This window comes from Streptococcus sp. V869 (genome assembly GCF_054353515.1).
Genome location: NZ_JBTHHW010000001.1, coordinates 332,415 through 353,183, shown reverse-complemented (window position 1 = coordinate 353,183; position 20,769 = coordinate 332,415). Strand labels below are relative to the sequence as shown.

Here is a 20,769-nt window from a genome sequence, read left to right as displayed (position 1 = left end):
TTTCTCAATTTTTTTAGGAATTATAATGAATTAAGATAGCCCAGGCGTTTTCTCCGGTATGAGTTTGGATAATAGAACCAGTTTCTAGGACTGAAATTGGCTTTTCAACGTATGGTTGAAGCACCGCTTTCATCTCATTTGCCCATTCGTTAGTACCAGCATATGAAATGCCAATCTCGGCAACTGAACGATGTGACAAAGTCTCTACTAGTTCATCCAACCATTTTTTAAAAGTTTTTGCACCACGTCCCTTCACAATAGGTTGAAGTTCGTTATTTTTCATTTGCATCACTACACGAATATTAAGTAGTGAGCTCAACAAACCTGTTACACGACCAATACGTCCACCTTTAACAAGGTTTTCTAAAGTAGAAACGCCGATATAAAGTTCTGTGTGATTTTTAACGTCTTCTACATGTGCTAAGATAGTTTCTAGGTCTTTACCTTCTTTAGCTAATCTAGCAGCTTCTACAACTTGAAACTTCAATGCTTGGTCTGTATAAGAGCTATCTAAAACAGTGACATCAGCCGATGAAAGGCTTGCTCCTTGGCGAGCTGCTTCTACCGTACCTGATAGAGCATGAGACATGTGAATAGCTAAGACCTGACTACCATCTTTGCCTAAGTCATCAAAAATTTCTGCAAAGAGCCCCACAGGTGGTTGACTAGTCTTAGGAAGATTTTTACTTGCTTGCATCAAACGAAGGAATTCACCTTCTTCAAGATCTGCATCTGAATAGAGGACACTATCAATCATTACAGATAAAGGAACAATCGTAATATCTAATTCTTTGACCACTTCTGGTTCAATGGTAACAGAAGAATCCGTTACAATTTTTACTTTTGTCATAATTCAAATCTTTCTATTTTCAAATTTTGTGATTATTCAATTTAACTATAACAATTATATCAAAAAAAAACTAAAAATTCATACTGTATCTATCTATTTTAGTGCGATTCTTGATTTATTTTTTTATGTGTATATAAAAAATAACTGCCTCCACAAAGGCAATTATTTTAATTATCTTAGATGAGGTGATTATACAATTCCTGCATCTGAATATCATCTGGAACTAGGTCAAGATAAGCCTGAATGTATTCTGTTGCTTCCTCTAACTTCCCTAGTTCTCTTAATAAATAAATATACTGTTCCAAGAACTCCGGGTTATCCTTCAATTCTGTAGCGAGTTCTTTATAAAGCTCGTAAGCTACGTCCAACTCCTCAGTTTCCTGGTAGCTACGGGCAATCATCCATTTTGTTAAGAGATTTTCAGGTTCATGCGCTTCTAAGGCTAAAATATCTTCATATCTCTCTTGTTCTTGGTAGATGGTCGCTAAGCGCAATAAAATCTCTTCTTGATCTTCAGCATTCTCTTGTGCTTGCAAAAGATAAGCTTCGGCTTGTTCTGGTTGATGCAATTCATAAGATAACTGAGAAGCAAGGAGCAATAAACGTGTTTCAAAAGGATTTTTTGCCAAACCCTGTTGAGCAATTTTAAGAGCTTCTTCCGTTTGATGTTCCTTATGGAGTGTCTGGCTATAACCATACTCATATCCTTCAAAATCTGGAGAAATCGTATCTAATTGTTTAAAGTATAAGGCTGCTTTTTGGTAGTCCTCTTGGTCAAAATAGAGACTTGCCAGTTCATAGGCTGTTTGATCGTCATATTCTAATTCCAAGGCTTTTTCAAGAAACTCAATAGCAGATTCAAATTTTCCAAGTCGTGCATATGCAAGGCCAATTCTCTGATAGGTTGAAATTCCAGTTTGATCATAGATAGCACGATTATCTAATTGAGCATAGCCTTTAATAGCCTCTAAATCGTTTCCTAGCTCGCTATCTAGTTCTGCTAGTCCAAATATCAAGAGTGGATCATCGGAGTAGTTACGAGCTTCTAAAAGCTTTTCACGCGCAACATCTGTTAATCCTTCCATCTGATATAAATCAGCCTTTAAGACAAGAGCTGATACATACCATTCGCTCTCTGGACCAATATTTTCTAGATAGTCAAAAGCTTCTTCAATCAGTCCATCTTCGCCAGCGATTGCAGCTAGATTGATGTAGACTTCTGGAAATTTCGGTGTTAATTTCTCATAAATTTGCCCTGCTTGCGGGTAGAAACCTATTCCTTCGAGATATGCAGCAAGTTCAAGAAGCACTTCATCCGAATCTTCTTCTAAGGCTTTTTGAAAGAAAGAATCTGCCCTTAATAAATCCTGCTGCTCTAAAGCTTCAAGCATTTGTTGACTATTGTTCACGATTAGTCTCCTCTACTGGTTCATAAAGTCCACTAATTTCTTTGTACCAATCAAAAATAGCTGAGATCACTACTTTTGCAGAAGCGTAGATTGGAATACCTAGCAATACACCCCAAATACCAAACATGGATCCTGAAGTTAACAGAACAAAAAGAATTGTGATTGGGTGAATATTAAGTTGGCTTCCTAAAATCAATGGTGATACAAAGCGTCCTTCAATGGTTTGCTCAACAATAAAGACAATAATAACTTTTAAGAGCATGACTGGACCTGCAATGAGCCCCAACACAAGGGCTGGGAGCATTGCAAGGAAGCTTCCAAGATAGGGCACAAGGTTCAATACACCTGCAGTAACACCTAGCGCTACTGCATAACGAAGGCCAATAATCTTGAAGAAGATAATAAACATGATAGCCACGATAACGGCTACGGTAATTTGACCCCGAACATAATTAGCAAGTTGTTGGTTCACATCTGATAGAACCTTACCTACTGGTTCTCTCAATTTATTTGGTAAAAATTGAGTAATATAGTCTCTTAGCCCTTTACCGTCTCTAAGGAGGTAAAAGAGCATAAATGGCATGATAATTAGAGCAACAATCACTTGAGAAGTTCCACTAATAATAGCACTCACCCAGTTAACAGCTTTGGAAGAGATATTACTTGCCCATGCAGTTGCCTGAGTTGAAAATTGCGCTAAAACCTGTTCCAGTTGAGGTCTAAAATCATCTGGCAAACGCTTGGTTACAAGATCATCAATCACTCTGTCAGCATCTTCTATATAACTTGGTACATTTTGTGCAAAAATAATCACCTGACGTTGAAGGTTTGGGATCGCAACCGCTAAACCGATAATTAAAAGAAAAGCGATTATCACAAAGATAATACTAATGGCTAAGACACGGTTTATCTTGTACTTCTCCATCAAATCTACCAGTGGATTCAATAGATAAAATAGTAGTCCTGATAAGATAACAGGCAACATAACTACAGATAAAAAGTCAATGACTGGTATAAATAAAAAGCTGATTTTACTGAGAATAAAAATATTCAGACCTAACAGTAAAGTCACCAAAAAGACCGTTACGGCCTTATTATCTAAAAACCATTTAAAAAACCAAGATAAGGTAAAGTGTTTCTCTTTTTGTTCCATGATATCTTCCTTTCCTATGTCCTAACATTATACCATTTTTTTAGGAAAAATAAGGTGTTTTTATGGTGTTTTCATCAAAGAGATATTTGTGATTTCCACTACCAGTAAAGTCGCCATTTCTACCTTAGAATTTTCATCTAGTGCCCCTTTTTATGTTATAATGGAAGTATATTTTTTTAGAGGTATGAATATGAAAGAAACAGTATATTTTGGAACTTATACTCGCCGTGTATCCCAAGGGATTTACAAAGCGGAATTCGATACCGAGACAGGTCAGCTAGCAAATTTAGAACTCTTTGCAGCAGAACCAAATCCAACTTATTTAGCATTTGATCAAGACCAACATTTATACGCTGTTGGAAGTCATGACGGCAAAGGTGGAGTTGCAGCATACAAAATTGATGGTAGCCTCCTTAATCATGTCGTTGAAGAAGGTGCTCCTCACTGCTATGTGGCTGTTGACGAGAAACGTTGCTTAGTATATGGTGCTAACTATCACAAGGGACAAGTTTTGGTCTATAAACGTAAAGAAGATGGTAGTCTAGAATTGGCTGATACAGTTCAACATAGCGGTCATGGTCCTCATGAAAATCAAGCTTCTCCACATGTACACTTTACAGATTTAACACCAGATCAGTATTTAGTCACTTGCGACCTAGGTACTGATGAAGTAACTACCTATGATGTCAATTCAGAAGGAAAGATAAGTCCATTAGCTACCTACAACTGTACTCCTGGTGCGGGTGCGCGTCACCTGGTTTTCCACCACCACTACAAGATTGCTTATCTTATCTGCGAACTGAACAGTACAATTGAAGTATTGATTTACGATGGAGTCGGAGCATTTGAAAAAATGCAGGTCATTTCAACCTTACCAGATGACTATAAAGGGTTTAACGGCACTGCTGCTATTCGTCTCTCTAAAGATGGCAAATACCTCTATGCTTCGAACCGCGGACATGATTCTATCGCAGTATATAGTATTTTAGCGGATGGAAGTTTAGAGTTATTAGAGATTGTTCCAACTCATGGACATAACCCACGTGATTTTGATTTGTCACCAGACCAAGAGTTCCTCATCGCAGTTCACCAAGATTCAGATAATGCAACTGTCTTTAAGCGTAATCCTAAAACTGGTCGACTTGCAGAACTCTCTAGTGAATTTCATGTTCCTGAAGCAGTCTGCATAAGTTTCACTAAATAAGGCATAATAAAAAATGAACTTGATTAAACAAGTTCATTTTTTATTATAATTTATTTCCGACATTGATACGGTTAATAGCACGTTGCAATGCAATTTTAGCACGACGCTCTTGGTCGATTAAGTGTTTGTCATGTGCTTCTTCGATTTCACGTTCTGCACGAAGTTTAGCACGTTCTGCACGACTAACATCAATATCGCGCGCACGTTCAGCTGAGTCAGCAATAATGGTAATCACATTATTAGCAATCTCAATAATTCCTCCGTTTACTGCAATCCAGTTCACATGAGTATCATCATCGATGCGTTTAACCTTTACTTCATCAACTGCTAGAACTGCAATCATATTTTCATGTCGTGGCAAGATCCCCATCTCACCATCCAGAGTTCGTACCGATACAAAGCTGGCATGGTGATCATAGACGAGGCCATCTGGTGTCACGATCTGGACAGTTAAATGTGCCATAGATCACCTCTTAAAATCCCATTTTTTCAGCCTTAGCAATAACATCTTCGATTGAACCTACTCCACGGAAGGCGTCTTCTGGTAGATGATCGTATTTTCCGTCAAGAATTTCCTTAAATCCACGAACTGTTTCTGCTACTGGAACATAAGAACCTGGTTGACCAGTAAATTGTTCCGCAACGTTGAAGTTTTGTGAAAGGAAGAACTGAATACGACGTGCACGAGCAACCAAAGTCTTTTCTTCGTCAGAAAGTTCGTCCATACCAAGGATAGCAATGATATCTTGCAATTCATGGTAACGTTGAAGGACACGTTTAACCTCAGCAGCAACTGCGTAGTGCTCTTCTCCAACGATTTCAGGTGCCAAGGCACGTGAACTTGAAGCAAGTGGGTCTACGGCAGGGTAGATACCCAACTGAACCAATTTACGTTCCAAGTTGGTAGTTGAATCCAAGTGAGCGAAGGCTGTTGCTGGCGCTGGGTCAGTATAGTCGTCCGCTGGCACGTAGATAGCCTGGATAGAGGTTACAGAACCTTTCTTAGTTGAAGTGATACGTTCTTGCAATTGACCCATTTCAGTTGCGAGTGTTGGCTGGTAACCAACGGCTGAAGGCATACGACCCAAAAGGGCAGATACTTCTGAACCAGCTTGTGTGAAACGGAAGATATTGTCAATGAAGAGAAGAACGTCTTGGCCTTCAACATCACGGAAGTATTCAGCGATTGTCAAACCAGTAAGAGCAACACGCATACGTGCTCCTGGTGGCTCATTCATCTGACCAAATACCATGGCTGTTTTTTCGATAACGCCTGATTCTTTCATTTCCCAGTATAGGTCGTTCCCTTCACGAGTACGTTCCCCAACACCAGTAAATACTGAGATACCACCGTGTTCTTGGGCAATATTGTGAATCAATTCTTGGATCAAGACAGTCTTACCAACTCCGGCACCACCGAAGAGTCCGACTTTACCACCTTTAAGATAAGGGGCAAGAAGGTCGATAACCTTAATCCCTGTTTCGAGGATTTCTGAAGAGGTAGACAACTCATCAAAAGTAGGTGCTTTTTTATGAATTGGCTGACGTTCTGCGTCTTCTCCAAAAGGAGCTTCCAAGTCAATGGTATCTCCCAAAACGTTGAAGACACGTCCTAGAGTTTCTTTCCCAACTGGTACTGAGATTGGACGACCTGTATCCAATACTTCCAAACCACGGGTCAAGCCATCAGTTGATTCCATAGCGATGGTACGAACCATACCATCTCCCAACTCTAAGGCTACTTCAAGGACGATTTTTGTTTTTCTTTCGTCATTTTTGTAGACGACAAGTGCATTATTAATCTCTGGTATTTCCTCACCTGCTGCAAACATGACGTCTACAACGGGACCGATAACCTGAGCAATTTTACCTGAACTCATCTACTTCTCCTATTCTGTATAAGATACTATCGGTTCCTAGAATGACTAGGTCCTAAGTTCATTTCTCTGAGCAAGATACTTTATTCCAAAGCACTAGCTCCTGCTACGATTTCTGTAATTTCTTGTGTAATCGCCGCCTGTCTGGCACGGTTATACTGAATTGTCAAATCATTAATCACTTTTTTAGCATTATCTGTCGCTGTCTGCATAGCTGTCATCCCAGCAGCATTTTCAGCTGTCTTGGCATCAATAATAGCACCGTAAATCATACTTTCTGCAAACTGTGGCAATAGCTGATCCAAGATTTCTTCACGACTTGTCTCAAGCTCAAAAGTCAAGCTGTAGTTATCATCTGCTTCATTTGGGTCCAAGTCGACAATTGGAAGCATCTGCTCAACACGCATTTGACTTGTCAGTGTATTCACGTGGTGGTTGTAGCAAACATAGAGCTCATCGAAAAGTTCATTTTGATACATTTCAATAGTTTTTGAAATAATCTTGCGAACTTCATCGAAGCTTGGTTGACTGGCTAGACCACGCAATTCATAAATTGGCTGAATACCACGAGCTTTAAAGAAGTCTGCTCCCATACCACCGATACAGATGACTTCAAAATCATCACCTGAAGGATGGTATTCTTGCTGCAGTTCCATGACAGCCTTCAAGATTGAAGAGTTATATCCTCCAACAAGACCACGGTCAGATGTAATGACGATATAGCCTGTTTTCTTTACCGGGCGGCTAATCAACATTGGATTTGTTGATCCGCCAGCACCATCTCCGTGAAGGATGTCTGTAAGGAGTTTACGAACTTTTTGAGCATAAATCTGGAAGTTGCGTGCAGCTTCTTCAGAACGACCTAACTTAGCTGCAGAAACCATCTGCATGGCGTTAGTAATTTGACTAGTATTTTTCGTTGAGGCGATTTTTGTTTTAATATCATTTAGAGATACTGCCATCTGACACCTCTATTCTTATTGGAAGCTGGATTGATTGAGAAACTCGGTAATCGCAGCATCCAAGACTGCTTCATCTGGCAAGTCTTTTATTTCACGAATAGTTTCCAAAATCTCAGGATGTTGGGCATCAAAGAAGGCATGAAACTCTTCCTCGAAACGGACAATATCATCTACTGATACAGTATCCAAGAATCCATGAGTCAAGGCATAAAGAATGGTTACTTGTTTCTCGACAGGTAGTGGTTTATGAACAGGTTGTTTCAATACTTCTACAGTACGACGACCACGGTTCAATTTAGCCTGTGTAGCTGCATCCAAGTCTGAACCAAATTTGGTGAAGGCTTCCAACTCTCGGTATGAAGCAAGGTCGATACGAAGAGTACCAGCAACCTTCTTCATAGCTTTAATCTGAGCTGAACCACCAACACGAGATACAGAAGAACCCGCATCAATAGCTGGACGAATACCCGCATTAAAGAGGCTATCACTTAGGAAGATTTGTCCATCCGTAATAGAGATTACGTTTGTCGCGATATAGGCTGAGATATCTCCTGCTTGGGTCTCGATAAATGGAAGAGCCGTGATAGATCCACCGCCAAGCTCATCTGAAACTTTAGCAGAACGCTCAAGTAGACGGCTGTGAAGGTAGAAGACATCCCCTGGGAAGGCTTCACGACCTGGTGGGCGACGAAGTAAGAGAGAAAGTTCACGATAAGCTACCGCTTGTTTAGATAAGTCATCATAAACGATCAACACATGTTTACCTTGGTACATGAACTCTTCTGCCATAGCAACCCCTGCATAAGGAGCAAGGAAGAGCAATGGTGAAGGTTGGGAAGCTGAGGCTGTCACAACGATTGTGTAATCCAAGGCACCGTACTGACGAAGTGTTTCTACTTGTGTACGAACTGTTGATTCTTTTTGACCAATCGCTACATAGATACAGATCATATCTTGACCTTTTTGGTTCAAGATAGCGTCAATAGCGATAGTTGTCTTCCCTGTTTGACGGTCACCGATAATCAACTCACGTTGACCACGACCGATTGGAACAAGGGCGTCAATAGCTTTCAAACCTGTTTGCAATGGTTCTGAGACAGACTTACGTTGCATAACACCAGGAGCTGGTGCTTCAACCGGACGAGTTTTATCAGTGTGGATTTCTCCAAGACCGTCAACTGGACGCCCGAGTGGATCCACAACACGACCAATGAGACTTTCACCTACTGGGACTTCCATGATTTTACCCGTACGACGAATTGTATCGCCTTCACGAATATCTGTAAAGTCCCCAAGGATGATAATACCGACATCTGTTGATTCCAAGTTTTGCGCCATACCATAAGAGCCATTTTCAAAAATCAACAGCTCACCGCTCATGGCGTTTTCGAGTCCATGTGCACGCGCAATCCCGTCACCGATATAGGTTACAACACCTGTTTCAGTCACATCAAAATTGGGTTTGAAATTTTCAATTTGTTGCTTAATTAAAGCGCTGATTTCTTGTGCGTTAATTGCCAAAAGAACACCACTTTCTATTTCAAATTTTCCTTAACAACTTTAAGTTGTTGTTTAATACTCACATCAATTGTCTTGTGATTGGCAAAAATAACAAAACCACCGATTAAACTATCGTCGATTTTTTCCTTAATACTGCGAACTTTTAAAGACATCTCCTTCTCGATTAGAGGAAGGAGGCGTTCTTTCTGTTCATCAGTCAAAGGATGTGCAGACAAAATAGTCACTTCAAAACGATTGGTTTCTTTTTCAAGACGATTCAAGCAATCTACAATCACATCATAAAAAAGATTGGATCGATGATTGTAAAGTAGAACCTCGATAAAGTTTTGCATTAAAGGTGACACAGAACCTTGGAAAAAACGAACTGTTTTTTCTTTATCCAACTCATCTACTTCCACTTGAGCTAAAAAAGTAGGTAAGCCAGTTTCTTCAGCAACTCGCTTGATTTGAGTCAAGTCTGAAAAAATAGAGTCTTCTTCTCCTTTTTCAATCACCAATTGGACAAAAGGCATGCTGTATTTTTCAATTACCTTTAAAGTCTTTTTGTCCATTAAGCTTCTCCTAGCTGATCGATATACTGATCAATGAGTTCTTTATGGGCCTGACTGTCAAGGTTTTTAGAGAGAATTTTCTCAGCTAGACTGATTGTTAAGTCAGCTACATCTCCCTTAACACTTTGTAAAGCTTCAGCTTTATTTTGAGCAATTTCTTGGTTGGCTTTTTCTTTTAAGCGCCCTGCTTCAAGTTTAGCTTCGGCTAAAATATCGGCTCTACTTTTCTCAGCAGTTCCCTTTGCATTCTCGATAATCGTTTTAGCTTCGGTACGGCTACCTGCTAACTCAGCTTCACGTTTGCTAGCTAGTTCCTCAGCCTTTTTACGGGCTTCCTCGGCACCATCAATATCTGAAGAAATCTTTTCAGCACGTTCATCTAAGATGCTGGAAATATTTCCCCAAGCATATTTCTTCACTAAAAAGATTAATAAAAGGAAGGAACCAGCGATAAGAATAAAGTCACCGATAATGGTACTAATAGTTAAATCCATCTTCTAATCCTCCTCTACTTACTCTTCCCCTTCATTTATTTTTTTACCAATGTACATTGATGACAACATGGTAAATACATAAGCTTGAATACATGAAATGAAAATTGAAAAGGCTGTCCATAACATGTTTGCGATAAAGGCAAAAGGATACCAATACAAAGCATTTTGTGACAAGGTCAATAGCAATCCAGCTAAGACCTCACCGGCAAAAATATTTCCGTAGATCCGAATCGCCAAGGAAGCAAAATTGGTGAACTCTTCTAAAATGTTCATCGGAGTCATAAAGCCAGGTGTAACAAATGCTCTCAAATATTCTTTAACGCCTCTACGACGAACTCCTTCTACATGGGCGATCAAAGTGATCAATAATGAGAGGGATAAATCGTATCCAAGGTTAGCTGTTGGGGAAGTCCACAAGTTATAACCGTTTGTTGTTTGTACTTTTGCCATTAAGCCAATATTATTGGCAACCAAGATAAACAGAAATAGAGAAAACAGAAACAAGGAATAATCCTTAATGTATGATTCTCCAATGTTTGGTTTGGTAAAACCAATCACAAAGTCATAAATCATCTCAAGAGCATTTTGTTTGCCCTTTGGACGGATGGTCATTTCACGACTTGCCCAGTAGACAAAGGCAAAAACCATCAAAACAGTTACAAGAGACATGGCAAGCAGGGTCAAATCAAAGGATATTGGTCCAATATTAACGGTTGGATTCAAACTTTCTTCCATGGTTTGACACCTCCATTTCTAAATAGAGTTGTCTATTTAATGACAAATGACATCGCCAAGGTTACAAAGAATGTTCCTTCGATAAAGGCAATCCCCATGATCATCAAACTACGCAATTGTGGGATGATATCTGGTTGGCGTGCTGCAGATTTGAACAAACCGTTCATCAAAAATCCTTCTGCAAGAGATACACCCATACAGGCAAGACAAAGTCCGAAAAATGTTAAATTCATGACGAATTCTCCTTTTTTAAATTAAATTTACCTCCCTAGTTTAGTCCTAAAATTTGCTTTTGTCAACTTTTTACTAGGAATGGAAGCGTTTTGAATCATTTATTTCCAATTTTACGATTTTCAAGACAATTATATAGAAAATTTCATTCCCATTTCATGACCCTTTCACCATCTTTCTTTGTTTTCTGAAAACAAAAATCCGAGCTTTACAACTCGGATGTATCATTTTTTATCTGAAATAAATTAAGTGATGATTTTGACAAGCTGGATTAAATGCAGCTTTACAAAATGGACAAGTTCCTTTCTCGGTATACTCGACATACGTTAGTGTATTCCCGCAGGATCCACATAAGATGGGTCTATCCTCTTTCAGATTTAAAGGATAAGGACAAAATGTATGTGCTTCTATAGCATTGTGACACTGATAACAGGCGTAGTATTTCTTACAATCATAGCACTGAAGTGCTACGATATCTTTGTCACTATGGTAATGAACACATCTGCTTTCATCATCAACTAGTAAGCCCTGAGTTTGAACCATTATCTAATCCTTTTCTAGGCACGAACTGTGACGCTTGTCCCATCTTCTTTGTATAGATTAATCAGACCTTCTTTCAAAGCACGGACCATATCGCCAGCTTGTACTGGTTGAGGAACCTTGATGGTCAAAAGTTCCATTGGGTTTGGTGCACGGTCGATTTTATTTCCTTTTGAGTCATGAAGGTCTTCGATGTAGGTTTCAAAATGACGGAAACCTGGACCGTAAAATTCGACTTGGTCACCTTCATTGATAACATTACGTTGACGAATAGTTGCTGTTTGAGTCGCATCATCATAAGCTACTACTTCAGCAACAAACTTGTATTCTGGAATCTTACGGCGTGCTCCGAATAGTTGTTCGTTTTCAGATGGTGTTCCATAGTAGAAACCTGTAGCCAATTCACGTTGGGCAACCTTCCACATTTCATCAATCAAGTCTTGCTTGATTGCTTCAAACTTTTCAGGGCTCTCAAGGTAAGCATCGACTGCAGCCTTGTAGCAGTTTGTTACTGTTGAAACGTAATGAATAGACTTCATACGACCTTCAATCTTCAAACTGTCCACTCCGTTTTCAATCATATCTGGAATATGGTCAATCATAGACATATCAACCGCAGACATGGAGAATTCTTCAGGAATTTCTCCCTTGAGGCTCTTACGTTCTTTACCAAATGGCATATCATAAAGGTCATATTTCCAACGACAAGACTGTGAACATCCACCACGGTTGGCATCGCGCATACTCATATGGTTTGAAAGAGTACAACGACCAGAGTAAGAAATACACATCGCACCATGTACAAACGCTTCGATTTCTACATCTGTACGTTTGCGGATTTCTGCCAACTCTTCCATAGAAACCTCACGCGCCAAAACGACACGCGTCAATCCAAGTTCTTTCCAGAATTCTAGTGTTTCATAGTTAGTCGCACTAGCTTGTGTCGAAAGGTGGATTTCAAGACCTGGTGCTTCAGTTGCCGCAATCATAATCAAGGCTGGGTCAGATACGATGACCGCTGCAATTCCGATATCACGCAATTTACGGAACCATTCTCCAGCACCTTCTTCATTTCCCTCGTGCATAACCATATTAGCCGCTACATAAACCTTAGCGCCATACTTAGCCGCAAACTGAACTCCTTCTTCCATTTGTTCGAAAGTAAAGTTCCCTGCACGGCTACGAAGACCATAGGCCTGACCACCGATAAAGACAGCATCTGCTCCGTATTGAACAGCTACTTTTAGTTTTTCTAGTGTTCCTGCAGGTGATAGAACCTCAGGACGTTTCAAAGTTTTTGTCATGTTTTCTCCTATTTGCAATATAAAAGTTTGACACTAATCTTTACCATTTTATAGCAAAAAGGTTCTAAAATCAAGTTTTGATTGATTGTTTAGACAATTTTAATGTTATTCTCGTTCATGAGTTCAGCGAACTGTTTCTATTCGCCAAGAACTCCAACCTTTGAAACGAATGGCACCCTTTTGGTCCGTTTTATAAATCGAATTCCCAAGTTCTTGGTTACTTTCCTCATTTTTTTCTTTGAATTTTTTCTTCTTGTCTACCGACATGACAGTGATTTTAGGTTGTAAGGTTTTGAGGATTTCTACATCTGTCTTTTTATTTGATGCTTGCTGATGAGTTATCACAATATCTGCTTGGAGTTTTGGATAAGACTTGGTTAAGAACTTATCCTCTATATCTCCAGTAACTAGAAAAGTTTGGTTTAGTAGCTTTCCATACAAGACCATTGAATCCTTTTTATCGCTATTTTGGCTAGTGATTACTTCCAAACCACTCCCAAAAATAAACAACTGCTGTCCTGTTTTGATAGCAGCTACCTTGACTTTGCTTTTCTTCAGCTTATCCATAAATTCTCTTTTAGATAAAGTTTCTTCAGTTACTAGAATCTCTTCAAGCTCGAAGGCTTTACTGATTTCTAACACATGATCTAACTGCTTAGTATCACTAGTCGTTAGCACAAGCTGATCAATCTTTGCAACTCCTCGACTTTTTAGATAAGGGATTAAACTCCGTTCGGCATTACTAGAGGAAATCCTCTCCTGCCAGGCTTCTTTCTTGTCACGTTCAGATTTTTCTCCGACATCCAGTAGTATGGTCTTTCCTGTCATGTCTCTTAGGAAAATGCTCCGCCCCTGTTCCATATCTAGGACTGTGATTTCATTCTCCAGTGGATGTTTGGTTACTAAAAAGAGCGAGATAGCAACTATGACAAGCATAGATATTTTTTTCAAATTCTTTCGATAATCGTAGATGAGAACTAAAGTAATCAAAAGAAGGATTAAAATCCAAAGACTCGGCTGACCAAAAACAAGAGGCCTCGTAGATAGCTGAGAAATATAGCGAATGATGTTTTCAAGCCATTCAAAGAGAAAGTTGAACTGGGTGATAGGATATATAAATGACAGACAGAAGAGAATCGATAAGAGCGGTAACAGGACCATATCAAATAAGAATGAAAAGAAAAATGTCAAGAGAATGGACCACGGTTGAAATTCTGAAAAATAAAATGATAAAATTGGCAGAATTCCCAAGGAAATAATACAACTCTCTCTAACCAGACCTTTTATCCCTGCTACTTCCTCACCAGTCATAGTCAGGATAAAGGCATAAGCACAGGAAAGAACTCCCCCAGCAGTTAAGAAAAAGTTCGGCATGATAAGAAATAGAATAAGAATCGTTAAAGCAAAATTATCCAGTGACTTAAAGCCATGCTGAGCCAATAGCTTTTGTAGAAGACTACGAATAACAGAGGCTGAAAATCCTGTCAAACCTGCATAGACTAAGGAGAAGGGGTAGGCTAGCCATTTGAACTTCTCTTGCGTCAAACCCAAACGCAAAAGTAACTTCTTGAAAGCATTCATGAAAAATCCGACTTGCATTCCAGATAAAGCAAAAAGGTGAATAATCCCCAGACTCGAGTAGAGTTCATTCATTTCCTCAAAATCTGTGTCCAAATGCCCCAATAAAAGACCGGTCATATAGCTGCGCATGGGATCGGGAAAATTCCTTTTTATCCAGACAACTGCTTTTCTCCTCAAGCTTGATAGATTTTCTCCGATATCCCAACTACTTGTTTGCTTTAGCCCAACAATTTCGGATATAGTTAATGTCTGATAAATTCCTTGCGTTTTGAGATAGTTTCGATAATCAAAACCAGCAAAATTGTTTGCCCCTTGAGGACTAGCTAACTTGCCTTTCACAGCCATTTCATGTAGTTCAGACAACTCTTGAAATTTTTCCTTTTCAGCTTCTGACTGGAGTTTATAATAGATCTGAAAGAGTCTACCATCAGCCTTGCCACGAAAAGTCAAGCTATCACCATTAACCTTGATGGTATCAGGCAAGATTCGAACTGTATCAACCGTGTTGACTAGATGTTGACTCGCTTCTTCTTGCTGCCATTTTTGAAATACAAACCAACTCCCAAATAGGCTGCAAACCAATAGGACTTTGGTCACAGTCTTCCATGGAAATTGGAAAAAAAGGCAGACTAGTAAAAAGACAAAGCCAAAAAGTGCTAAGAAATTTGCTGAAAAGATTGCATAGTAGAGCCATAGCAAAAGAAAACTAAGATAGATTTTTGGGATGGGAAAACGATTAATCCACTGTGACATATTCTTTTAACTTTTCTATCGTTTTTGCACCAATACCAGAAACCTTTTTGAGATCATCAACTGACTTGAACTTACCGTTGGACTCACGATGGTCAATAATATCTTGCGCACGTTTCGCACCTAAACCTTTGACTTGTTTAAGTTCCTCTACACTGGCTTTATTGAGATTGACTTTCTTATTTTCCTTGTTGTTAGAAGCACTTGATGGCATTTCTTGACTGGTAGCTTCTTCCTTAGTTGGAACATAGACAAGCGCTTCGTCACTAATTCTCTGGGCAAGATTGATAGACTTACTATCAGCATTATCTGTCAGTCCACCAGCTTTTTGAACAGCATCATTGATACGACTTCCAACTGGCAAATCGTAAATCCCTGGCGATTTAACAGCCCCTTTGACATCGACAGTAATTAGATCTTGCTCTACCACTTCTTCCTTCTGATTCCCATCCTCCTTTTCATCCGTCGAATTCTTCGAAACAGTTGTAAATTCTGTCTGCAAATTACTTTCTTTAGCAGGTGTTTGAGCGACTGGTTTTAAGAGGAAAAATCCACCCAGGATCAAACCCAAACTAACACAGATGACGATGATTTTATATTCTTTTATTTTATCGATAAATACTTCCATATTTTCTCCTCTCTTAGCTTATTCGTAAGAGAAAGAAAAAACAGTCGAAAAATCTTTTCAACTGCTTACTTATTTGCAAAATAGTCTTCCTTGTCAAGATTTCTGAAAATAAGTTTACATGTTTTTCTTGCAATTTAAAGCGGTTTCATATACAATAAAATCATCACAAAAACTCAAAAATGTGATATCTAAACTGAATCGTCTGATAGAAAGTGAGTTATATCTATGTTAATTGGAATTCCTAAGGAAATTAAAAATAATGAAAATCGTGTTGCTTTGACACCTGCTGGTGTACAGAGTCTTGTTGGTCGTGGTCACCGTGTCCTTATCGAAACAAATGCTGGGCTTGGTTCAGGATTTACAGATGCCAACTATGAAAAACAAGGTGCTGAGATTGTCGCTACAGCTGCTGAAGCCTGGGCTGCAGATTTGGTTGTTAAAGTGAAAGAACCACTTGCTACTGAATATCAATACTTGCGTGAGGATTTGCTTCTTTTCACCTACTTGCACATGGCTACTGCTCCTGAATTGGCAGATGCTATGTTAGCAGCGAAAACAACTGGTGTCGCTTATGAAACTGTTCGTGATACTGAAGGACAACTACCTCTTCTCGTTCCAATGAGTGAGGTTGCAGGACGTATGGCAGTACAAATCGGAGCGCATTTCTTAACGAAACAAGCGGGTGGTTCAGGGGTCTTACTCGGTGGTGTTCCTGGTGTTCCTAAAGGAAAAGTAACCATCATCGGTGGTGGTGTGGTTGGTACACACGCTGCTCGTATTGCTCTTGGTTTGGGAGCTCAAGTAACTATTCTTGATATCAGCGCCAAACGTCTAGCATTCCTAGAAGACGTCTTTGGTCACCAAATCCAAACTTTGATGTCTAACCCATTTAATATTGAAGCAAGTGTGCGTGAAGCAGACGTTGTTATCGGTGCAGTCCTAATTCCTGGTGCTAAAGCTCCAAAATTAGTGACAGATGACATGGTTCAACAAATGCGTCCTGGTTCTGTCATCGTAGACGTTGCTGTAGACCAAGGTGGTGTTATTGCAACAGCTGACCGTGTGACAACCCACGATGAGCCTGTCTATGAAAAACATGGGGTTCTTCACTATGCCGTTGCCAACATTCCTGGTGCAGTTGCCCGTACATCTACCATCGCCCTCACAAATGTGACACTTCCTTATATTGAAGCCTTGGCAGGAAAAGGCTTCAAGAAAGCGATTCTTGAAGATGATGGTTTACGTGAAGGTGTTACAACTTATCAAGGTCAATTGACTAGTCAACCAGTTGCGGAAGGCTTAGATCGTGACTACACTTCAATCAGTGAACTTATTTAATCAGAAATTTTATAAAAAAATTAAGAGCAGTTTTTCAACTGCTCTTTTTCTTTATTCTGTTTCTTCTTGATTTTCTTCAGCTTTGACAGGTCGAGGTTCATAGGCTCTGATAATTTGAGCTACAACTGGGTGACGAACCACATCCTTGGCTGAGAAATGTACAAAGTCAATCTGGTGAATGTTCTTGAGTTTTTCCTGGGCATCAATCAAACCTGACTTAACATTCCGCGGCAAATCAATCTGACTGATATCCCCATTGACAATCATTTTAGAATTGAATCCTAAACGTGTCAAAAACATTTTCATCTGCATGATGGTCGTATTTTGCGCTTCGTCCAAGATGACAAAGGCATCATCCAAAGTACGCCCACGCATATAGGCAAGTGGGGCGATTTCAATGATTTCACGTTCCATGAGACGAGTCGTTTGGTCTTTTCCTAGAATCTGGTACAAGGCATCGTAAACAGGACGAAGGTAAGGATCTACCTTTTCCTTCAAATCACCTGGAAGAAATCCTAGACTCTCGCCCGCTTCCACTGCTGGTCGAGTCAAGATAATACGTTTAACTTGTCCACGTTTCAGAGCTGTTACGGCTAAAGTCACTGCTAGGAAGGTCTTACCTGTACCTGCCGGGCCAATCCCAAAGGTTACATCATGGTGCTTCACACTATCGACATATAGTTTTTGCCCCAAAGTCTTTACACGAATTGGTTTACCTGTATTATCCTTGATAATTTCTTCTTCGTAAAGGGCGACAAATTTATCAATTTCATGATTTCGAACCATATTGATAGCTGTCACAACGTCAGGAGTTCCGACAGTCATCCCACGATTCACCAAAACCATCAAGGCTTGAATTACTTGCCGTGCTTCCTCACAAGCAGACTCCTCTCCCAAGACTTGAACAATCTCTGTACGGGCATGGATGATGACATCTAACTCATTCTCCATCAAGCGAAGATGGCGTTCATTAGAACCAAAAAGGTGAAACAAGTCATCTGGATGACTCAGCTGAATATCTATTGAATGTTCCTTCAAATAGAGAACCTCTCTCATACTTTAATTTCTTTTTATTATAACAAAGGCTTTTAGAAATTGCTATCCCTAACATCCCTAACAAGATTAATGTTCTAAATATTCCTGCCAGATGCGATCGAAGTCTCCCATATTAAAAGAAAAACTGGCATGTTCTTCTAAAAATCGACTCACCTGATCGAAATCATCCGTATGTTTTGGGAAGGCTGACTCCTCAAAGGCAAGATCCGCTAAAATGGCTTTGGGACTATTACTTTTAGGATTTCGTTCTGTCATAAGCCAGGTATAAAATGATTTTCTCATAGGCCTCCCTAAATCAACTCTGTACCAAACTGGTCTTGTTTAACTTTGCCAGCTTTCATTAATCCGCCGAGAGCTTTTTTAAACTGCCCTTTTGAAATACCAAAAGTAGCCTTGATATCGTCAGGTGATGACTTATCGTTCAAGGTCATGAAGCCACCATTACTTTCCAAGTAAGTCAAGATCATCTGGGCATCATTTTCTAACATCTCAAAAGATCGTGGTTTTAAAGAGAGATTAAGCGTTCGATCAACCTCACGGAAACCAATAACTCGCGCATCTAACACTTGTCCCAAACGTGGTTCTGCATAGCGCTCACTTGGATGGATAAATCCAAGCATGTTGTTCTCTGGTAGATAGACAAAAGTTCCTGATAGCTTAAGACGATAAACGATTGCGGGCCAGTTCTGATTTTGCATGTTGTTGTATGCTGGACGTGCCAAACGTTGGAAGTCTTCCTGATAAGCTAAGATTCCCCAGATACGGTCTTTCTTATCGACTTCTAAACGAATATAAAGTTTATCGCCCTTTTTAGGCCATAGCTCTTTCAGTTCAGGCAGGATATCAAGTGACACAACGATTTCCTTGTCAGGTAATCCTGTATCAACAAAAACACCCAAGTCCTTACGCACTTCTGTGACAGTTCCCCAACCAAATTGATCCTGAGTTGCAGTCACTTCTTGAGTTGTCAAGCGAAGTTTTTGCTTCATATCTGTGTAGGCAAAACCTTTAACAGTATCACCAACTGTATGCTGACCTTCTTCCTTAGCAAGAGCGTATGTTTGACCATCCTTTTGAACGAAGTAAAAACGGTCATTTTCATCGATGATAAGTCCAACGATAAAACTTGCAAGATTTGTATTCATGTTTCCTTCTTTCGAATAAAACTCAGCCAGCAATGCCAACTGAGTTTTTCTGTTTATTTCTTAGACTTCCAAGATTTCTTTTTCTTTATTGGCAGTCATGTCGTCGATGTGTTTAACAGCATCGTCTGTCGCTTTTTGAATATCTTTTTCAAGAGTCTTCAATTCATCTTCAGTTATTTCTTTAGCTTTTTCTTGTTTCTTAGCTTCATCCATAGCGTCACGACGGATATTACGGATAGCTACTTTAGCATTTTCACCAACTTTTTTCACTTCTTTAGCGAGGTCGCGACGAGTTTCTTCTGTAAGAGCTGGGATTACCAAACGAATAACAGATCCGTCGTTAGCTGGTGTAATACCAAGATCTGAAGCGTTCAAGGCACGTTCGATATCCTTCAATGATGATTTATCAAACGGTGTTACCAACAAAACACGCGCTTCAGGAATTGTAATTGAAGCGATTTGATTCAGAGGTGTTTCGACACCATAGTATTCAACAGTAATACGGTCCAGCAAGCTTGCATTTGCACGACCTGCGCGGATACCACCAAATTCACGAGCAAGAGAGTGGTGAGATTGAGTCATTCTCTCTTTAGCTTTTTCTACAATTGCGTTAGCCATAATTTTTCCTATTCCTTTTCTTCGATATTGTTTGAAACTGTTGTACCGATATTTTCACCAAATACAACACGTTTGATATTACCAGGTTGGTTCATATTAAAGACTACCAAGTCGATGTCATTATCCATTGACAGTGTTGAAGCCGTTGAGTCCATGATACGAAGACCTTTATTGATGACATCACGGTGAGTCAATTCTTCAAATTTAACAGCAGTCTTATCTTTCTTAGGATCAGCATTGTAGACACCGTCTACACCATTCTTAGCCATCAAAATAGCGTCTGCTTCAATTTCAGCTGCACGAAGAGCTGCTGTAGTATCTGTTGAGAAATATGGTGAACCGATTCCTGCACCAAAGATAACAATACGATCTTTTTCAAGGTGACGAAGGGCACGTCCACGAATATAAGGTTCTGCCACTTGTTGCATAGCAATAGCTGTTTGTACACGAGTATCAACCCCTACTTGTTGCAATGAGTCTGCCATCACAAGTGCATTCATAACTGTCCCAAGCATTCCAGTATAATCCGCTTGTACACGATCCATACCAGCTTCTGCTGCAGGTTCTCCACGCCAAAGGTTTCCACCTCCGATAACCAAGGCAATTTCAATTCCTAGTTCGTGAACTTCCTTGATTTCTTGGGCCATACTTTGGACAGTTTTGATATCAATCCCGACACCACGTTCGCCAGCAAGGGCTTCACCAGATAGCTTGATTAAGATACGTTTATACTTAGGTTCTACCATTTTCTCTCTCCTTTTTTTATCCTACCTATTTTATCACAATTTCAAAGATTTTTATAGTATCATGAGCAATTCTTTC

The 20,769-nt window shown here is 39.7% G+C and carries 22 protein-coding genes; 2 read left to right on the top strand and 20 right to left on the bottom strand.

Annotated elements, in window-relative coordinates; genetic code table 11:
- Positions 1 to 13: 13 nt before the first annotated feature.
- From ACXYSN_RS01800 to ACXYSN_RS01790, 3 genes are all read right to left on the bottom strand, one after another.
- The gene (locus ACXYSN_RS01800) at positions 14 to 850 is read right to left on the bottom strand and encodes a DegV family protein (protein WP_441348113.1); all 837 of its coding nucleotides are present in this window, start codon (positions 848 to 850) and stop codon (positions 14 to 16) included.
- A 176-nt stretch (positions 851 to 1,026) separates the two neighbouring features.
- Entirely contained in the window at positions 1,027 to 2,259 is a 1,233-nt protein-coding gene (locus ACXYSN_RS01795) for a tetratricopeptide repeat protein (RefSeq protein WP_458635950.1), read from the bottom strand.
- On the bottom strand, positions 2,249 to 3,412 hold the full coding sequence (locus ACXYSN_RS01790; protein WP_458635949.1) for an AI-2E family transporter: 1,164 nt from the start codon (positions 3,410 to 3,412) through the stop codon (positions 2,249 to 2,251). Before ACXYSN_RS01790 ends, ACXYSN_RS01795 begins: the two co-directional genes overlap by 11 nt.
- 190 nt (positions 3,413 to 3,602) lie before the next feature.
- On the opposite strand from ACXYSN_RS01790, the gene ACXYSN_RS01785 reads away from it, so the two are divergent.
- Positions 3,603 to 4,616: a lactonase family protein gene (locus tag ACXYSN_RS01785; RefSeq protein WP_458635948.1), complete on the top strand. Its 1,014-nt coding sequence runs from the start codon at positions 3,603 to 3,605 to the stop codon at positions 4,614 to 4,616.
- A gap of 43 nt (positions 4,617 to 4,659) precedes the next feature.
- Here the strand turns inward: ACXYSN_RS01785 and ACXYSN_RS01780 are convergent, their stop codons facing one another.
- The 12 genes from ACXYSN_RS01780 to ACXYSN_RS01725 form a co-directional block, all read right to left on the bottom strand.
- Positions 4,660 to 5,079, bottom strand: a complete 420-nt coding sequence (locus tag ACXYSN_RS01780) for a F0F1 ATP synthase subunit epsilon (RefSeq protein WP_373074600.1) — start codon at positions 5,077 to 5,079, stop codon at positions 4,660 to 4,662.
- A gap of 10 nt (positions 5,080 to 5,089) precedes the next feature.
- Positions 5,090 to 6,496 (bottom strand): F0F1 ATP synthase subunit beta, encoded by a 1,407-nt coding sequence (gene atpD, locus ACXYSN_RS01775; RefSeq protein ID WP_458635947.1) that lies wholly within the window; start codon positions 6,494 to 6,496, stop codon positions 5,090 to 5,092.
- A gap of 80 nt (positions 6,497 to 6,576) precedes the next feature.
- Positions 6,577 to 7,455: a F0F1 ATP synthase subunit gamma gene (locus tag ACXYSN_RS01770; protein ID WP_004253324.1), complete on the bottom strand. Its 879-nt coding sequence runs from the start codon at positions 7,453 to 7,455 to the stop codon at positions 6,577 to 6,579.
- Positions 7,456 to 7,470: 15 nt separating this feature from the next.
- A complete protein-coding gene (gene atpA, locus ACXYSN_RS01765; RefSeq protein WP_458635946.1) occupies positions 7,471 to 8,976 on the bottom strand; it encodes a F0F1 ATP synthase subunit alpha in 1,506 nt (501 codons plus the stop codon).
- Positions 8,977 to 8,990: 14 nt separating this feature from the next.
- Complete coding sequence (locus ACXYSN_RS01760) at positions 8,991 to 9,527, bottom strand: F0F1 ATP synthase subunit delta (protein ID WP_458635945.1); 537 nt, start codon at positions 9,525 to 9,527, stop codon at positions 8,991 to 8,993.
- Positions 9,527 to 10,021, bottom strand: coding sequence for a F0F1 ATP synthase subunit B (atpF, locus tag ACXYSN_RS01755; protein WP_214261795.1), 495 nt, complete (start codon positions 10,019 to 10,021; stop codon positions 9,527 to 9,529). Before atpF ends, ACXYSN_RS01760 begins: the two co-directional genes overlap by 1 nt.
- A gap of 18 nt (positions 10,022 to 10,039) precedes the next feature.
- Positions 10,040 to 10,756 (bottom strand): F0F1 ATP synthase subunit A, encoded by a 717-nt coding sequence (gene atpB, locus ACXYSN_RS01750; RefSeq protein WP_178894902.1) that lies wholly within the window; start codon positions 10,754 to 10,756, stop codon positions 10,040 to 10,042.
- A 32-nt stretch (positions 10,757 to 10,788) separates the two neighbouring features.
- Entirely contained in the window at positions 10,789 to 10,989 is a 201-nt protein-coding gene (locus ACXYSN_RS01745) for a F0F1 ATP synthase subunit C (RefSeq protein WP_001054551.1), read from the bottom strand.
- Positions 10,990 to 11,218: 229 nt separating this feature from the next.
- Entirely contained in the window at positions 11,219 to 11,530 is a 312-nt protein-coding gene (locus ACXYSN_RS01740; protein ID WP_458635944.1) for a CHY zinc finger protein, read from the bottom strand.
- Positions 11,531 to 11,544: 14 nt separating this feature from the next.
- A complete protein-coding gene (locus tag ACXYSN_RS01735; RefSeq protein WP_006150948.1) occupies positions 11,545 to 12,831 on the bottom strand; it encodes a peptidase U32 family protein in 1,287 nt (428 codons plus the stop codon).
- 123 nt (positions 12,832 to 12,954) lie between these two features.
- Positions 12,955 to 15,165 carry a ComEC/Rec2 family competence protein gene (locus ACXYSN_RS01730; RefSeq protein WP_458635943.1) on the bottom strand — a complete coding sequence of 737 codons (2,211 nt, stop codon included), beginning with the start codon at positions 15,163 to 15,165 and terminating at the stop codon, positions 12,955 to 12,957.
- Complete coding sequence (locus ACXYSN_RS01725) at positions 15,149 to 15,790, bottom strand: helix-hairpin-helix domain-containing protein (RefSeq protein ID WP_458635942.1); 642 nt, start codon at positions 15,788 to 15,790, stop codon at positions 15,149 to 15,151. The genes ACXYSN_RS01730 and ACXYSN_RS01725 overlap by 17 nt, the downstream gene beginning before the upstream one ends.
- Before the next feature lie 225 nt (positions 15,791 to 16,015).
- On the opposite strand from ACXYSN_RS01725, the gene ald reads away from it, so the two are divergent.
- Positions 16,016 to 17,128, top strand: coding sequence for an alanine dehydrogenase (gene ald / locus ACXYSN_RS01720; RefSeq protein ID WP_458635941.1), 1,113 nt, complete (start codon positions 16,016 to 16,018; stop codon positions 17,126 to 17,128).
- 51 nt (positions 17,129 to 17,179) lie between these two features.
- On the opposite strand, the gene ACXYSN_RS01715 is transcribed toward ald, so the two are convergent.
- The 5 genes from ACXYSN_RS01715 to pyrH form a co-directional block, all read right to left on the bottom strand.
- Positions 17,180 to 18,166, bottom strand: a complete 987-nt coding sequence (locus tag ACXYSN_RS01715) for a PhoH family protein (protein ID WP_458635940.1) — start codon at positions 18,164 to 18,166, stop codon at positions 17,180 to 17,182.
- An 84-nt stretch (positions 18,167 to 18,250) separates the two neighbouring features.
- Positions 18,251 to 18,466 (bottom strand): YozE family protein, encoded by a 216-nt coding sequence (locus ACXYSN_RS01710; protein WP_001232087.1) that lies wholly within the window; start codon positions 18,464 to 18,466, stop codon positions 18,251 to 18,253.
- Positions 18,467 to 18,474: 8 nt separating this feature from the next.
- On the bottom strand, positions 18,475 to 19,329 hold the full coding sequence (gene cvfB / locus ACXYSN_RS01705; RefSeq protein WP_458635939.1) for an RNA-binding virulence regulatory protein CvfB: 855 nt from the start codon (positions 19,327 to 19,329) through the stop codon (positions 18,475 to 18,477).
- A gap of 60 nt (positions 19,330 to 19,389) precedes the next feature.
- Positions 19,390 to 19,947 carry a ribosome recycling factor gene (gene frr, locus ACXYSN_RS01700; RefSeq protein ID WP_006152642.1) on the bottom strand — a complete coding sequence of 186 codons (558 nt, stop codon included), beginning with the start codon at positions 19,945 to 19,947 and terminating at the stop codon, positions 19,390 to 19,392.
- 8 nt (positions 19,948 to 19,955) lie between these two features.
- Positions 19,956 to 20,693: a UMP kinase gene (gene pyrH, locus ACXYSN_RS01695; RefSeq protein WP_254725695.1), complete on the bottom strand. Its 738-nt coding sequence runs from the start codon at positions 20,691 to 20,693 to the stop codon at positions 19,956 to 19,958.
- Positions 20,694 to 20,769 lie beyond the last annotated feature (76 nt).

Bases quoted from the DNA above. Each gene is read 5' to 3' on its own strand.
- ACXYSN_RS01740 (WP_458635944.1), bottom strand. From the start codon at position 11,530: ATGGTTCAAACTCAGGGCTTACTAGTTGATGATGAAAGCAGATGTGTT.
- ACXYSN_RS01725 (WP_458635942.1), bottom strand. From the start codon at position 15,790: ATGGAAGTATTTATCGATAAAATAAAAGAATATAAAATCATCGTCATC.
- cvfB (WP_458635939.1), bottom strand. From the start codon at position 19,329: ATGAATACAAATCTTGCAAGTTTTATCGTTGGACTTATCATCGATGAA.
- ald (WP_458635941.1), top strand. From the start codon at position 16,016: ATGTTAATTGGAATTCCTAAGGAAATTAAAAATAATGAAAATCGTGTT.
- ACXYSN_RS01780 (WP_373074600.1), bottom strand. From the start codon at position 5,079: ATGGCACATTTAACTGTCCAGATCGTGACACCAGATGGCCTCGTCTAT.
- ACXYSN_RS01800 (WP_441348113.1), bottom strand. From the start codon at position 850: ATGACAAAAGTAAAAATTGTAACGGATTCTTCTGTTACCATTGAACCA.
- ACXYSN_RS01745 (WP_001054551.1), bottom strand. From the start codon at position 10,989: ATGAATTTAACATTTTTCGGACTTTGTCTTGCCTGTATGGGTGTATCT.
- pyrH (WP_254725695.1), bottom strand. From the start codon at position 20,693: ATGGTAGAACCTAAGTATAAACGTATCTTAATCAAGCTATCTGGTGAA.
- frr (WP_006152642.1), bottom strand. From the start codon at position 19,947: ATGGCTAACGCAATTGTAGAAAAAGCTAAAGAGAGAATGACTCAATCT.
- atpD (WP_458635947.1), bottom strand. From the start codon at position 6,496: ATGAGTTCAGGTAAAATTGCTCAGGTTATCGGTCCCGTTGTAGACGTC.
- ACXYSN_RS01770 (WP_004253324.1), bottom strand. From the start codon at position 7,455: ATGGCAGTATCTCTAAATGATATTAAAACAAAAATCGCCTCAACGAAA.
- ACXYSN_RS01790 (WP_458635949.1), bottom strand. From the start codon at position 3,412: ATGGAACAAAAAGAGAAACACTTTACCTTATCTTGGTTTTTTAAATGG.
- ACXYSN_RS01735 (WP_006150948.1), bottom strand. From the start codon at position 12,831: ATGACAAAAACTTTGAAACGTCCTGAGGTTCTATCACCTGCAGGAACA.
- atpF (WP_214261795.1), bottom strand. From the start codon at position 10,021: ATGGATTTAACTATTAGTACCATTATCGGTGACTTTATTCTTATCGCT.
- ACXYSN_RS01730 (WP_458635943.1), bottom strand. From the start codon at position 15,165: ATGTCACAGTGGATTAATCGTTTTCCCATCCCAAAAATCTATCTTAGT.
- atpB (WP_178894902.1), bottom strand. From the start codon at position 10,756: ATGGAAGAAAGTTTGAATCCAACCGTTAATATTGGACCAATATCCTTT.
- ACXYSN_RS01760 (WP_458635945.1), bottom strand. From the start codon at position 9,527: ATGGACAAAAAGACTTTAAAGGTAATTGAAAAATACAGCATGCCTTTT.
- ACXYSN_RS01710 (WP_001232087.1), bottom strand. From the start codon at position 18,466: ATGAGAAAATCATTTTATACCTGGCTTATGACAGAACGAAATCCTAAA.
- ACXYSN_RS01785 (WP_458635948.1), top strand. From the start codon at position 3,603: ATGAAAGAAACAGTATATTTTGGAACTTATACTCGCCGTGTATCCCAA.